Raw genomic sequence first — 13306 nt, 5'->3', positions numbered from 1 at the left:
AGGCTCTGCTATTGACATACAAAAAATAAAGTTCTAATATATTAAAAACGAGAAGCAATAATTAAAGAATTATTACTCCTCTTTTTATAAAAGTTTTACATTAATTTTTAGAGTTTACACAAAACTTGCAACAGCCCCTCAGTTTTCTCTATTTTTATTTTGTCTATTTATGATTTTTTCCATCTTCAGTTAGTTTGAAGCCATCTTCAGTTTTTTCAATAAGTCTATTTTTTAATAATCCACCGATAGCTCTTTTAAAAGCTTTTTTACTCAGTCCAAATTCTCTTTTGATATCTTCAGGGGAACTCTTATCACTGATTGTTAACCTCTTGTGATAGTTAGTCTGAATGCTTTCTAAGATCATAGAAGCGTCTTTATCCATTTGTACATGAGCTAATAGTCTAGGACTAAGGTCAACCTTACCATCTTCTCTAGTTCTAATTACACGAGCTTGTACTTCGTCTCCTACTTTGTAGTTGCCGAAGAATTCGTTATTAGGAATAAGACCATAGTATCTATCTTCTATAGCTACAAATATTCCGATCTCAGGAACTACTCTATACACTGTACCTACTATCAATTCATTTTTCTCTAGATCAAAGTTAGGTAATAGAAATTTATAGACATTCATAGTAGCAGAAACTCTACCTTTTTTATCTTCAAATAACCCTACTAGGTAAGTTTGTCCGATCTCTACTCTACATTCTTCTTGTCCCTTTGGTAAAAGTAAATCTTTAGATAATCCCCAATCTAAAAATGCACCAAAAGGAGCTAGATCTACAACTTTTAATTTTGCCATGGTTCCAGCTACTGCAAAACTAGTTTCAAATGTAGCTATTAACCTATCTTCAGAATCACTATATATGAATACGTCTACAACGTCTCCCTCTTGGATATTTTTTCCTTCGATCTGATTATTTGGTAATAAGACATTGTCGTCTGCATTTTCAGTTTCAGCGTCAAGGTAAGCTCCGATGGTTGCGATATTGTGTACAGTCAGTTTTTGTCTTTTTCCCATCTTTATTATTGATTGTTTAGATGTTGATTCATCCATTATTTCATTGTTATTTGTTACTTCACTCATTGTTATCTCCTCATTAAATTCAAAATACGCCACTATATTTGCCAAATGTTACCCATTATTATACCATATATTTCATAAAATACTAAACAAATTTACTTTAGATGCTACCATAGGCATATATTTCAAACTTTTTAGGGGATGTATGTAAAACTTTATTTATTGATAGTATATGTTGAGGATGAAAAATACACTTTATATTCACTCCAAAGGTGAATATAAATAACTGAAAAAAGTATAACATGCAATTCAATGAAGAGTGTCGATTAATTCTATAAAGCGCACATTTCCATCATATTTGTTATAGTTTATATCGTTTTAGTTTTAAAAACAGAACAAAATACAGTTTTTATAAATAAAAATAAAATAAGTGTTGACCATCATATATATGTATGATAGTATAGTTCTTGTCGAGTGGTGAGATGTCCGAACTGGCTAAGGAGCCGGTCTTGAAAACCGGTGAACCCGCAAGGGGTCTGGGTTCGAGTCCCAGTCTCATCGCCATACACGGAGAATTGGGAGAGTGGTCGAATCCGCTCCCCTGCTAAGGGAGTGTGCCCTTATCGGGTACCGAGGGTTCAAATCCCTCATTCTCCGCCATATAAAAACAAAGTCGGTTGTAACCGCTTTTTTTTTACTCAATATTTTAATTAATATCTGTACCTATAGCTCAATTGGATAGAGCATCTGGCTACGAACCAGAAGGTTAGAGGTTCGACTCCTCTTAGGTGCACCATAAAAAAAAGTTGACATTATATCTTTTGTGTGATATTATGCTATGTAGAATAAAAATTTAATATATAAGAAAAGAAGAGACACCCGTTTCTCACCTTATCATCACTAAACTAAAAGTTTAGATCTTAGGATCATGTTAGATGCATCAGGTTACGAATTAAAGATGTGAAGAATTTACTGATTAGATGAAAATTTAATTAAGAAATAACTTTTACAGGGTGTGTTATCATATCCTGTTTTTTTTATATAATTTTGGAGGTGACTATTATTTCTAACAAAACTAGAATTAATGAAAGAATTAGAGCTAGAGAAGTAAGGGTAATATCGGATGATGGAGAGCAATTGGGAGTAATGACTTCGAGAGAAGCATTGAGTATTGCAGTTGAAAAAAAACTTGATTTAGTAGAAGTTTCACCTACAGCTCAACCACCTGTATGTAAGATTATGGATTACGGAAAGTATAAGTATGAGCAGGCTAGAAAAGCAAAGGAAGCTAAGAAAAATCAAAAGCAAGTTGTAATTAAAGAAATTAAGTTTAAAGCTAGAATAGATGTACATGATTTTGAAACTAAAATAGGACACATTAGAAAGTTCATTGAAAAAGAACATAAAGTAAAAGCTAGTCTTATGTTATTTGGTAGAGAAAGAATGCATGCTGCACTAGGAATAAAAAAACTTGATGAAGTAGCTGAAATTTTTAAAGATGAAGCTCTTATTGATAAAAAGTATGGTGGACCACAAAAGTTTATCATATTATCACCGTTAAAAAAATAAACATAAAATTGAAAGGAGGATATTTATTATGCCTAAGATGAAAACTCACAAGGGAACTGCTAAGAGAGTAAAAGTAACTGGAACAGGGAAATATATCGCTAAGAAATCAGGAATGAGTCATATCTTAACTAAGAAAAAGACTAAAAGAAAGAGAAACTTAAATAAAGATAATGTACTACCTAAAGGTGCTGCAAGAATGATGGTAAGATTATTACCTACAGGTGTTGGAAGATAATTATAATCTTTAAATAGATGTTAAGCAAATTTTTGAGATTAGGAGGAACAGGCAATGTCAAGAGTAAAAACTGGTGTTATTAGAAGAAAAAGACATAAAAAAATATTAAAAAGAGCTAAAGGATTTAGAGGTGCATCTGGAGATGTATTCAAGCAAGCTAACCAAGCTGTAATGAGAGCAGAAGCTTTCTCTACAAGAGATAGAAAAGTTAGAAAGAGAAAAATGAGACAATTATGGATCATAAGAATAAATGCTGCTGCAAGATTAAATGAAGTAACTTATTCTAAATTCATGAATGGATTAAAGAAAGCTGGAATTGTTTTAGATAGAAAAGTCTTAGCTGACTTAGCTGTAAACAATGCAGCAGAATTTGCTAAATTAGCAGAAACTGCAAAATCAGCATTATAAAAATTTTAAAAGATTATCCTCTTGGATAGTCTTTTTTTTATAAACTTAGAATCATAAAAAAAAATATGGGATTTGATAGTTAATATGTATAATATGTATGATGCAGTAAAAATGGATCTAAAGGTAGGTTTATGTGAAAAAATTGAGTATATATGACTTAAATCAACGATTTTATTTTAATATTATTATAAACTGCAAAATTTCACTAGAAAATATGTATAAATGTTAGTTGACATAGGTTCTATATTTCTTATACAATGGTTTAGTAGGGAAACTAAAAGAAGATAAAAAAAATAAGCGCCTGAACTTTTGAATTAATTCTCAATCTCGAACAAGGTATGAGATCAGAAGTTGACGAGGGCTAGGGAAATCGAAAATCGGCGGGTACCTTAGAGGTTGTCACAACCTAAAGAAGGAACAAAAATAATTGGCAACGATTATTACAAAAATCTTCTAGTGGCTATTTTCTTTTAAAATATAACCCTTTAGATCTATGGGTCTAAAAGAATATTTAAAATCAAATATTTTAGGAGGAAATAAAAATGTGTGGAATTGTAGGTTACGTAGGAACTAAAGAAACAAAGGACATCTTATATAGTGGGTTATCAAAATTAGAATACAGAGGGTATGATTCAGCTGGTATATCAATTTTAAGTGATGAGGGACTTATGAAAACATTTAAATCAGTGGGTAAATTAGTAAATTTGGGTGAAATAATAAAAGATAAAGAAATTTTAGGTCATGTAGGTATAGGGCATACTAGGTGGGCTACTCATGGAGTGCCTAGTACTAGAAACTCCCATCCTCATAATTCACAGGGTGATAAACTATCTCTTGTACACAACGGAATAATAGAAAATTATGCAGAATTAAGGGGAAAATTGAAAAATAAAGGATATAAATTTTTATCCGACACCGATACAGAAGTTATAGTTCATCTGTTAACTGATAATTATACTGGAGATCTGTTAGAATCCGTATTCAAAATATTACCGATCTTAGATGGGACTTACGCATTAGGAGTAATTTCATCGGACCAGCCGGATCTATTGGTGGCAGCTAGAAAGGGATCACCTTTAGTAATAGGATTAGGAACAGAGGAAAAATATATAGCATCAGACGTTCCAGCAATCCTAGAATATACTGATAGAGTAATCTTTTTAGAAGATGGGGATGTAGCTTCATTAAAAAAAGATGAAATAAAGATATGGGATTTAGAAAGAAATGAAAAAACAATAGAGGAAACAAAGATAGAATGGTCGTTAGAAGCAGCAGAAAAAGGTGGATATGAACATTTTACCCTAAAAGAGATCCACGAGCAACCAGCAGTAATAGCAGAGACTTTAAAAGGTAAAATAGAGGGTGATAGTGCCATCATAGATGAGATCACATTGACGGAGGAAGAATTAAAGAATATAACCAAGATTCATATGGTAGCTTGCGGGACATCTTATCATGCGGCTCTAATAGGAAAATATATGATAGAGCAGGAGTTAAGAATACCGGTAGAAGTCGAGGTAGCATCTGAATTTAGATATAAAAATCCGATAATTGCTAAGACAGACCTGGTGATATTGATATCTCAATCAGGAGAAACAGCCGATACATTGGCAGGGCTGAGAGAGGCTAAAAAAAGTGGAGCTAAGACAATAGGAATAATCAATATAATGGGAAGTACCATATCCAGGGAAGCAGATGGAACAATCTATATCAATGCAGGTCTAGAGATAGGGGTAGCTTCTACTAAGGCATTTGTATCACAACTGATAGCTCTATATATATTGACTCTGTATCTAGGGGAGAAAAAAGAGATATTAGATGTAGAAAGAAGAAGATATATAATTGAAAATTTAAGAAAATTACCAAATATTGTAGAGAAAATATTAGAAATAGAAGAGGATATCAAGAAAAAATCATCGATATTAGATGGTGTGGTATCTAGTATATTTATAGGTAGAAACATAAATACAGCAATAGCCTATGAGGGAGCATTAAAACTGAAGGAAATCTCGTATATCCATGCAGAGGGTTACCAATCAGGGGAATTAAAGCATGGTCCCATAGCGCTTATAAATGAAGACTGTCCACTTATAGCAATAGCTACTAAAAGTGATACATATGATAAGATGAAATCCAATATAGAGGAAGTAAGAGCTAGAGGTGGAAGGGTACTAGCTGTAGCCACTATAGGAGACTTAGAAATAGCAAAAATTTCAGACGAAGTTATTTATATACCAGAGATAGACGAATTGTTTTCACCGGTAATAAATGTTATACCGCTACAGATATTATCGTATTATGCTGCTATAAGTAGAAACGTAGATGTAGATAAACCTAGAAATTTAGCTAAATCTGTTACTGTAGAATAAGAAGTTATAATACTTTTTTAGAATCAAGGGGGAGAGAGATGTTAAGAACAACAATATTTATGGAGATTAATGAGATAGAAAACTTAGATGAAAGAAGAGTGGATCTTAGATCGGAACTGATCTTTAATCCCAATAATCGCAAGGCATTGAAGGAATTAGGGGCAATACTTTGTTTTCAAAAAAAAACAAATGATGCTATAGACGTCTACAGTAAAATGTTGGAATTAGATCCCAAAAATCCAGAGTATATGGCATATATGGGATATCTTTACTATGAAAAGGATGATTTTGCAGAGGCTATAGAATTGTTTGATAAGGCTTTAGAAATAGACCCAGAAGCTCCATTTGTATATTTTTTATCAGGGAATGCTTATTCAAGGGTAGGAAGAATAGTAGACGCTATAAGAGCCTATGATCTGGCGATATTTTTAGATTTTGATATCTATGATGCTCATGTGGAATTTGCTATAAAATACGAGAGAATGGGACGATTAAAAAGAGCACTAAAGGAATATATAGCTGCCTATGAAATTGATTCGAGAGATGAAGCTGTTAAAGAAAAAATAGATTTTTTAAGAGAAAAAATAGGAAAATAAAACCTAGATTATTAAAATATTTAATAAGGAGGCTGACCCAAAAGGGTCAAGCCTCTTTATTTGATTACTAAATCTACTTTTGGGTGCTTCCTTGTATTAAATAGATATGGGAAGCTTAATAGTTACAGTAGTTCCTATATTGAACTCACTTTCAATATAAATATTTCCATCATGTAATTTAATAATATCTTTTACAATGGAAAGACCTAGCCCGAAACTATTTTTTTGCCTATTTCGACTTTCATCTTGGATATAAAACCTTTCAAAGACGTGTTTTATATTTTTTTTTGGAATTCCCTTACCCTGATCTTTAATTACTATATAGTGGTATTTTCTTTTATGGAATGAATCGATGGAGATCTCATGGTTTTCAAGTGTGTATTTGGAGCTATTTTTTAATAACTCTCTTAATGCTTGAAGGATAAGATCTTTATCGGCATTTAAAATAGATATTTGATTTCGTAGGATTTTATAGGTATGATCTTTATCTATAAGTTGTTGTTTTTCCATAAGTTCCTGAATTAAAAGAGATATTTCAAAGGAAATAATGTTATTTTTTAATATATTATTTTCTTTGCGTGCTAAAAAAAGAAGTTTCTTTAACAGGTTTTCCATATTATTAACTTCTTTTAAAATTTCTGCAAGACCTCGATCAATCATAACAGGGTCAGATTTTGCTCCTATATTTAAAAGGTCGGCATACCCTTTGATTACTGCTAGTGGGGTTCTGAGTTCATGGGAAGCGTTGGAAATAAATTTATTTTGAGATTTAAATGATATATCTAATCTATCAATCATATCATTTATAGCCATTGAGAGTTTTCCCAATTCATTATTTGGATTTATAATGGTAATTCGTTCACTCAAATCATGTCTATTAATTTTTTTTACAGTTTTAGTGATCTCATGTATGGGAGATTGGATGATCTTGTCAATCTTTCTTACTACTCCAAGGGAGATCATTATGATGAAAATACTGGAAAAGAAAAGAGAATTCATAAGAGCTATAGTATCGTTTTTTATTTCATCTGAATCGGAAAAGATCTGAACATAGATCTCTTTATCTCCGAATTTTAATAATAAATTCTTTATAATTAAGGCGTTTTTACTATTTAATATATACTGAAATTTTCCCAATTCTTTTTTGTAGTCATAAATATATTCGGTGGATTTAGCAGAAAAAACGATGCTTTCATAGATTAAATTAATATACAATGAATGCTGACCTATCTGAGTTGTTTCAAATTCAGCTATTTTGTTGTTGATTAACTCGATAGTTGAGGCTTTATCTAAGTCTTTAATCTGTTTTAGTTCTTTCTGAATTACAAGGGAAGTTTTGTTTATTTCGGATTTAGTTGTTCTATCTTCCCAATTTAGAAACACTAAAATAACTACTATATGGATAGAGGCTAAAATGACCAGCATAGATAGAAGGTAGGATGTAATTACAGTACGTTTAATAGATGTATGTTTATTCATAAATTACCTTATTATATATCCGATACCTCTAACATTTTCAATTAGTTTTTCAGGGAATCCTTTATCTACTTTATTCCTAAGGTAGTTTATATATACTGATACAATATTATTGTTCTCCTCATAGAAACCTTGCCATAATTTATTTATGATCTCTTCTTTACTGATTACTTTTCCTTTATTCTCTAATAAAAGTTGTAATATCTTTAATTCTTTTTTTGTTAAATTTAATTCTACTCCATCCCTTTCAGCTCTATAGGTATCCAAAAATATAGTAATTCCCTTGTGAGAAAGGATCTTAGGTTCAGAATCTTTAGATTTTTTAGTGTTTGCCTTTATTCTAGCTAAAAGTTCAGCAAATTCAAATGGTTTAGTTAGGTAGTCATCGGTTCCAGCGTCAAAAGCAGAGATCTTATCATTGATGCTGTCTCTAGCCGTCAGCATAATTATAGGAACTTCGGAAAAAGTTCTGATCTCTTTGCAGACATCAATTCCACTTCCGTCTAAAAGCATAATATCTAAAATAATTAAGTTGTAATCGCATTCTTTTATTAATTTAATCGCTTCCTCTCCCCTAGGGGTAATAGCAGTATCATAATGAGCGTATTTCAATTGGAATTCTAACAGTTGTGAAAGGCTATTATCGTCTTCAACAATAAGAATTTTTTCCATGGTATATCATCTCCTTGTATTTTAAAATATTATGAATGTCCTTAAAGTTAAAAATAATAATGGTATTATATATAATCATTATACTACATTTTTGTATAAAAGATGAATATATTTGATAACTAAGAGGTAACAAGAAAATACTAAAAGAGAATCTGAAAACAAACACAATCAGACAAAGGGATTCTAGGAAAAAATTAAAACTATGAAAAAAATATAATTTTTGTAAATGATGAAGAAAATAAATTAATAGTCGAAAGAGACTATAATTATATAAGTTTAAAAAAAAGGACCTATCCATCGATGATGAATAGGTCCTTTTTTTATCTAGAGTTGCAGGTCACCATATTTGATCCATTTCTTTTTTCTCATAAATTCACTTATAAAATAAGTGAAAATTCCTGGAAGAATAAAGTGTAGGAGTAAAATACCTAAGATTCCATCTGTACCCATGGTTTTAAAAGTGGCTATCTGCCCAACCAATCCAGAGGTTCCCATACCGGCACCGATTGAATTATTTCTCATATAAAATACAGAGGTTGCTAAGGGTCCTAAAATTGCAGAAGTGAGGATAACAGGCAGGGCAATAATTGGTTTTTTTATAATATTTGGAACCTGTAGCATAGAAGTACCTAATCCTTGTGAGACCAATCCTCCTATCTTATTTTCCCTATAGCTAGAAACTGCAAACCCAATCATATGAGTAGCACACCCAACTGTAGCAGCTCCAGCTGCAACGCCTGATAATCCTAAAGAAATTGAGATTGCAGCACTGGATATAGGTAGGGTTAAGATCATTCCCATGACTACAGAAAGGGTAATTCCCATAGGGATAGGATGAAGAGTTGTAAGAGTATTTATAAAGATCCCAACATCTTTCATAAAATCTACCATAAAGGGTGAGATTAAACTAGCAGTAAGCCCCCCGGAAATAATGGTTAGAGAAGGAATTAGGAGGATATCAAACTTGGTCCTGCCACTTACCCATCGACCTATTTCAGCTCCTACAAGGGAAGCAATAAAAGCTCCTACAGGTTCTCCTATGGTTATTCCACCTCCAGCAGTAATAGTACCAGCACCTAAAGTACCGCAAATGATAGCCGCAAATATGGCCAAAGGATGAACTTTTAAACTGTATGCTACCCCGGCACCAATAGCAGGACCCATCATCCACTGCGCTATCTGTCCGTAGTGGGACAAGAAGTTAAGCTCAGTATAAACCCCGATTTGTTTTAAAATAAGCCCTATTATAAGGGATGAAAAAAGTCCTAAAGCCATTCCATTTAATACTTTGGTGAGATAGGCTACTCCTAATTTGAAGATATTTTTGTTTTCTTTTAAACTATAGATATTAGTTGTCATAATTAGCTCCTTTAATTTTTTTTCTACAACAATTATATCATAAAAATCACAAAATTCAAATGGATAAATTATCATAATCCGCTTCCTGTAATTTCATTGAAAATCTGATGTTTCGTGGCAATTAAACCCCTTGACTTTAAATGCGTTTGCCGTTGCAAAAGTTCGGTAAAAAGATTGACTTTTTTTTACAAAAATGATATTATTAGTAGCTATTTAACACGTTAGGTATTTCTAGGGAAGGTGCCAATCTATATTGGTCTCCTAGTTTCGAGCTTAACGGAAGTTTAAAAACCAAATACAAATATTCAAGGAGGAACACAAAAATGGCAGTAGTAACTATGAAACAATTATTAGAAGCAGGAGCGCATTTCGGGCATCAAGCTAAGAGATGGAATCCAAAGATGGGGAAATATATCTTCACAGAAAGAAACGGAATTCACGTATTAGATTTACACAAATCTTTAAAGATGATTGAAGTTGCATATAATGTAATCAGAGACGTAGCAGCTGACGGTGGAGACATATTATTCGTTGGAACTAAAAAGCAAGCTCAAGAAGCTGTAAAAATACAAGCAGAAAGGGCAGGAATGTACTATGTAAACAATAGATGGTTAGGGGGAATGATGACTAACTTCCAAACAATCAAAACTAGAATCGCTAGATTAAAAGAATTAGAAGCATTAGATGCAGATGGAACTTTAGATGCAGCTTACACAAAGAAAGAAGCTTCTATGTTAAGAAAAGAATTAGTAAAATTAGACAAAAACTTAGGTGGAATCAAGCATATGAAAGCAGCCCCTAAAGCAATCTTCGTAGTAGACGTTAAGAAAGAATTCTTAGCTGTGGAAGAAGCTAATAAATTAGGAATACCTGTGATTGCAATGGTTGACTCAAACGTTGATCCTGATCCTATCACATTCCCAATCCCAGCAAATGATGACGCTATCAGATCAGTGACATTGATGTCTACTATCATGGCTAACGCTATCATCGAAGGTAGAAAAGGTATGGAAGCAGCACCAACTGAAACGAAGTAATTAAATACATAAATGGAATTGAGTACTTTTGTACTCAATTCTTCTTGTATTAACATGTATATATACAATAATAAAAAAAGTCACTTTGAGACTGTAAATATAATTTTAGGAGGATTCAAATGAAAATCACAGCTAAAATGGTAAAAGAGTTAAGAGACATCACAGCAGCGGGAATGATGGACTGTAAAAAAGCATTAACTGAAAAAGAAGGTAATATGGAAGCAGCAATTGATTACCTAAGAGAAAAAGGAATGGCTAAAGCAGCTAAAAAAGCAGGAAGAATCGCAGCAGAAGGAATGATCTTTGATGGGGTTTCTGCGGATGCAAAAACTGCATTAGTATTAGAATTCAACTCTGAAACTGACTTCGTAACTAAAAGTGATGAGTTTATTCAATTTGGAAAAAATGCAATAAAAGTGGCTTTAAAAAATGGAATTACAACAATAGAAGCTTTAAAAGCAGCAGACTTGAACGGTGAAACTATTGAAACAAGATTAACTAGCTTAATAGCTAAAATCGGTGAAAACATGAACTTAAGAAGAATAGAATCAGTTACTACTGAAGGTTTCGTAACTACTTACAACCATATGGGTGGAAAATTAGGTGTTATCATCGAAATGACTGGTGAAGCTACTGAAGAAAACGTAAAAAAAGCTAAAGGAATCGCTATGCATGTAGCGGCTATGGACCCTGGATACTTAGCTCCTGAAGATGTAACTACTGAAGACTTAAAGAAAGAGATGGCAATTGCAAGAGTTCAATTATTAGAAGAAGGAAAACCTGAGAAAATAATTGACAATATCTTAAAAGGTAAAGAAAGAAAGTTCTACGAAGAGTCTTGTTTAGTTAAACAAGTTTACGTAAGAGCGGAAAACAAAGAAACTATAGAGCAGTTTGCAGGGGATATTACAGTAAAAGGATTCTCTAGATTCAAAGTTGGAGATGGAATTGAAAAGAAAGTTGAAGATTTTGCAGCAGAAGTTGCAGCTCAAATTAATGGATAATTTTTTAGGGGTATAACTTTTGTTATACCCCTTTTTTTCAACGTAAAGAGTAGAAATACTTTTAAAATTCAGGAGGGAATATGAGACCAAAATATAAAAGAGTTCTTTTAAAATTAAGTGGAGAAGCTTTGATGGGGAAGCAGGAATATGGGATTTCATCTCATATGATAAATATGTTTTCCAAACAAATAGTTGAATTAGCTAATTTGGGAGTACAAGTAGCAGTTGTTATTGGTGGTGGAAACATCTTTAGAGGCCTGTCAGGTGAGGAACAGGGAATCGACAGGGTAACTGGTGATCATATGGGAATGCTAGCTACAGTAATCAATGCACTTGCATTACAAAATACAATTGAAAAATTAGGAGTACAAACAAGAGTTCAGACAGGATTAGAAATTCCTAAAGTAGCAGAACCATTTATAAAGAGAAAAGCTCAGAGACACTTAGAAAAAGGAAGAGTGGTAATATTTGGTGCAGGAACAGGAAATCCATATTTTACAACAGATACAGCAGCAGCTTTAAGAGCTATGGAAATAGAGGCTGATATTCTAATGAAAGGAACTAAAGTAGACGGAATATTTGATAAGGACCCAGCTAAATATGCAGATGCAAAAAAATATGATACAATTACATATTCAGAAGTTATAGTTCAAGGTTTAAAAGTAATGGATACAGCAGCAATTTCATTGTGCATGGATAATGATCTTCCAATCTTAGTATTTGATTCATTGGTGGATGGAAATATTAAGAAAGCTGTATTTGGAGAAGTTATAGGAACTACAGTAACAAAATAATAGGAAAAGTCAATTAATCGATGGAGGGAATAAAATGTCAAAATTATTAATAACAGAAACTAAAGAAAGAATGGAAAAAGCAATCGACTCAACAAAACATAGATTTTCAACAATAAGAGCTGGTAGAGCCAACGTAGCTATGCTAGCTGACGTAAAAGTATCTCAATACGGAAGCGAAATGCCATTAAACCAAGTAGGAAATGTATCGGCTCCAGAAGCAAGATTATTAGTTATCGATCCTTGGGATAAAACTGTAATTCCTGCAATTGAAAAAGCAATCAACTTAGCTAACTTAGGACTTACTCCTAATAACGATGGTAAAGTAGTAAGATTATCTATACCTGATTTAACAGCTGAAAGAAGAAAAGAATATGCTAAGATGGCAAAAAACGAAGCAGAAGCTGGAAAAGTAGCAATTAGAGGTGTAAGAAAAGACATCAACAATAAATTAAGGACTGCTGAAAAAGAAGGAGAAATTACACAAGATGAGTTAAAAGGATTTGAAACTGATGTTCAAAAACTTACAGATGATTACATCAAAGCAGCAGATGAATTATTAAAAAAGAAAGAAAAAGAGATCACAACAGTATAGAATAAAGCAAAAGACCATTCAATTGAATGGTCTTTTTTGGGTCTGTCTCATATTTTGTGTAAACCTCCAAATTAGTGTAAACTACAATTACATTAATTTGGAGGTTTTTTTATGAGAAAAAAAAGAAAAGATTTATCCCCTGATGAATTAGCACGAAAAGAGCTAATTAGAGAA

At 32.4% G+C, this 13306-nt stretch carries 13 protein-coding genes and 3 tRNA genes; 12 read left to right on the top strand and 4 right to left on the bottom strand.

Translation table 11 applies throughout. The annotated features are described in order from the left end of the window. Window positions 1-163 precede the first annotated feature (163 nt). The gene (locus V5784_RS08210) at window positions 164-1027 is read right to left on the bottom strand and encodes a S1-like domain-containing RNA-binding protein (protein ID WP_336888546.1); all 864 of its coding nucleotides are present in this window, start codon (window positions 1025-1027) and stop codon (window positions 164-166) included. Between the two features lie 470 nt (window positions 1028-1497). On the opposite strand from V5784_RS08210, the gene V5784_RS08205 reads away from it, so the two are divergent. The 8 genes from V5784_RS08205 to V5784_RS08170 all read left to right on the top strand — a co-directional run bounded on the left by V5784_RS08205 (window position 1498) and on the right by V5784_RS08170 (window position 6198). Then, a tRNA-Ser gene (locus V5784_RS08205) sits at window positions 1498-1585 on the top strand. A 5-nt stretch (window positions 1586-1590) separates the two neighbouring features. Continuing rightward, window positions 1591-1681: transfer RNA gene (locus V5784_RS08200), tRNA-Ser, on the top strand. Between the two features lie 59 nt (window positions 1682-1740). Then, window positions 1741-1817 (top strand) — tRNA-Arg (locus tag V5784_RS08195). A 257-nt stretch (window positions 1818-2074) separates the two neighbouring features. Then, on the top strand, window positions 2075-2590 hold the full coding sequence (gene infC, locus V5784_RS08190; RefSeq protein ID WP_336888545.1) for a translation initiation factor IF-3: 516 nt from the start codon (window positions 2075-2077) through the stop codon (window positions 2588-2590). Window positions 2591-2618: 28 nt separating this feature from the next. Beyond that, a complete protein-coding gene (gene rpmI / locus V5784_RS08185) occupies window positions 2619-2825 on the top strand; it encodes a 50S ribosomal protein L35 (RefSeq protein WP_336888544.1) in 207 nt (68 codons plus the stop codon). Window positions 2826-2879: 54 nt separating this feature from the next. Continuing rightward, window positions 2880-3233: a 50S ribosomal protein L20 gene (rplT, locus tag V5784_RS08180; protein WP_336888543.1), complete on the top strand. Its 354-nt coding sequence runs from the start codon at window positions 2880-2882 to the stop codon at window positions 3231-3233. Between the two features lie 542 nt (window positions 3234-3775). Next, on the top strand, window positions 3776-5602 hold the full coding sequence (glmS, locus tag V5784_RS08175; protein ID WP_336888542.1) for a glutamine--fructose-6-phosphate transaminase (isomerizing): 1827 nt from the start codon (window positions 3776-3778) through the stop codon (window positions 5600-5602). Between the two features lie 38 nt (window positions 5603-5640). After that, the gene (locus V5784_RS08170; protein WP_336888541.1) at window positions 5641-6198 is read left to right on the top strand and encodes a tetratricopeptide repeat protein; all 558 of its coding nucleotides are present in this window, start codon (window positions 5641-5643) and stop codon (window positions 6196-6198) included. A 96-nt stretch (window positions 6199-6294) separates the two neighbouring features. Here V5784_RS08170 and V5784_RS08165 read toward each other — a convergent pair whose 3' ends face one another. The 3 genes from V5784_RS08165 to V5784_RS08155 form a co-directional block, all read right to left on the bottom strand. After that, complete coding sequence (locus V5784_RS08165; RefSeq protein ID WP_336888540.1) at window positions 6295-7677, bottom strand: HAMP domain-containing sensor histidine kinase; 1383 nt, start codon at window positions 7675-7677, stop codon at window positions 6295-6297. A gap of 3 nt (window positions 7678-7680) precedes the next feature. Next, complete coding sequence (locus V5784_RS08160) at window positions 7681-8346, bottom strand: response regulator transcription factor (protein ID WP_336888539.1); 666 nt, start codon at window positions 8344-8346, stop codon at window positions 7681-7683. A gap of 324 nt (window positions 8347-8670) precedes the next feature. Beyond that, a complete protein-coding gene (locus V5784_RS08155; protein WP_336888538.1) occupies window positions 8671-9780 on the bottom strand; it encodes a PTS sugar transporter subunit IIC in 1110 nt (369 codons plus the stop codon). Window positions 9781-10028: 248 nt separating this feature from the next. On the opposite strand from V5784_RS08155, the gene rpsB reads away from it, so the two are divergent. From rpsB to frr, 4 genes are all read left to right on the top strand, one after another. Beyond that, on the top strand, window positions 10029-10742 hold the full coding sequence (gene rpsB / locus V5784_RS08150) for a 30S ribosomal protein S2 (protein WP_336888537.1): 714 nt from the start codon (window positions 10029-10031) through the stop codon (window positions 10740-10742). Between the two features lie 119 nt (window positions 10743-10861). Continuing rightward, the gene (tsf, locus tag V5784_RS08145) at window positions 10862-11746 is read left to right on the top strand and encodes a translation elongation factor Ts (protein WP_336888536.1); all 885 of its coding nucleotides are present in this window, start codon (window positions 10862-10864) and stop codon (window positions 11744-11746) included. Window positions 11747-11826: 80 nt separating this feature from the next. Continuing rightward, window positions 11827-12540: a UMP kinase gene (gene pyrH / locus V5784_RS08140; protein ID WP_336888535.1), complete on the top strand. Its 714-nt coding sequence runs from the start codon at window positions 11827-11829 to the stop codon at window positions 12538-12540. 34 nt (window positions 12541-12574) lie between these two features. Further along, entirely contained in the window at window positions 12575-13132 is a 558-nt protein-coding gene (gene frr / locus V5784_RS08135; protein WP_336888534.1) for a ribosome recycling factor, read from the top strand. Window positions 13133-13306: the final 174 nt, after the last annotated feature.

The sequence above is a fragment of the Psychrilyobacter sp. genome (assembly GCF_037132775.1).
Lineage (GTDB): Bacteria > Fusobacteriota > Fusobacteriia > Fusobacteriales > Fusobacteriaceae > Psychrilyobacter.
The sequence above is the reverse complement of the archived record's forward strand: the minus strand, read 5'-3'. Positions and strand labels throughout refer to the sequence as shown.

Bases quoted from the DNA above. Each gene is read 5' to 3' on its own strand.
- rpmI (WP_336888544.1), top strand. From the start codon at position 2,619: ATGCCTAAGATGAAAACTCACAAGGGAACTGCTAAGAGAGTAAAAGTA.
- rplT (WP_336888543.1), top strand. From the start codon at position 2,880: ATGTCAAGAGTAAAAACTGGTGTTATTAGAAGAAAAAGACATAAAAAA.
- glmS (WP_336888542.1), top strand. From the start codon at position 3,776: ATGTGTGGAATTGTAGGTTACGTAGGAACTAAAGAAACAAAGGACATC.
- V5784_RS08170 (WP_336888541.1), top strand. From the start codon at position 5,641: ATGTTAAGAACAACAATATTTATGGAGATTAATGAGATAGAAAACTTA.
- V5784_RS08165 (WP_336888540.1), bottom strand. From the start codon at position 7,677: ATGAATAAACATACATCTATTAAACGTACTGTAATTACATCCTACCTT.
- V5784_RS08160 (WP_336888539.1), bottom strand. From the start codon at position 8,346: ATGGAAAAAATTCTTATTGTTGAAGACGATAATAGCCTTTCACAACTG.
- V5784_RS08155 (WP_336888538.1), bottom strand. From the start codon at position 9,780: ATGATAATTTATCCATTTGAATTTTGTGATTTTTATGATATAATTGTT.
- rpsB (WP_336888537.1), top strand. From the start codon at position 10,029: ATGGCAGTAGTAACTATGAAACAATTATTAGAAGCAGGAGCGCATTTC.
- tsf (WP_336888536.1), top strand. From the start codon at position 10,862: ATGAAAATCACAGCTAAAATGGTAAAAGAGTTAAGAGACATCACAGCA.
- pyrH (WP_336888535.1), top strand. From the start codon at position 11,827: ATGAGACCAAAATATAAAAGAGTTCTTTTAAAATTAAGTGGAGAAGCT.
- frr (WP_336888534.1), top strand. From the start codon at position 12,575: ATGTCAAAATTATTAATAACAGAAACTAAAGAAAGAATGGAAAAAGCA.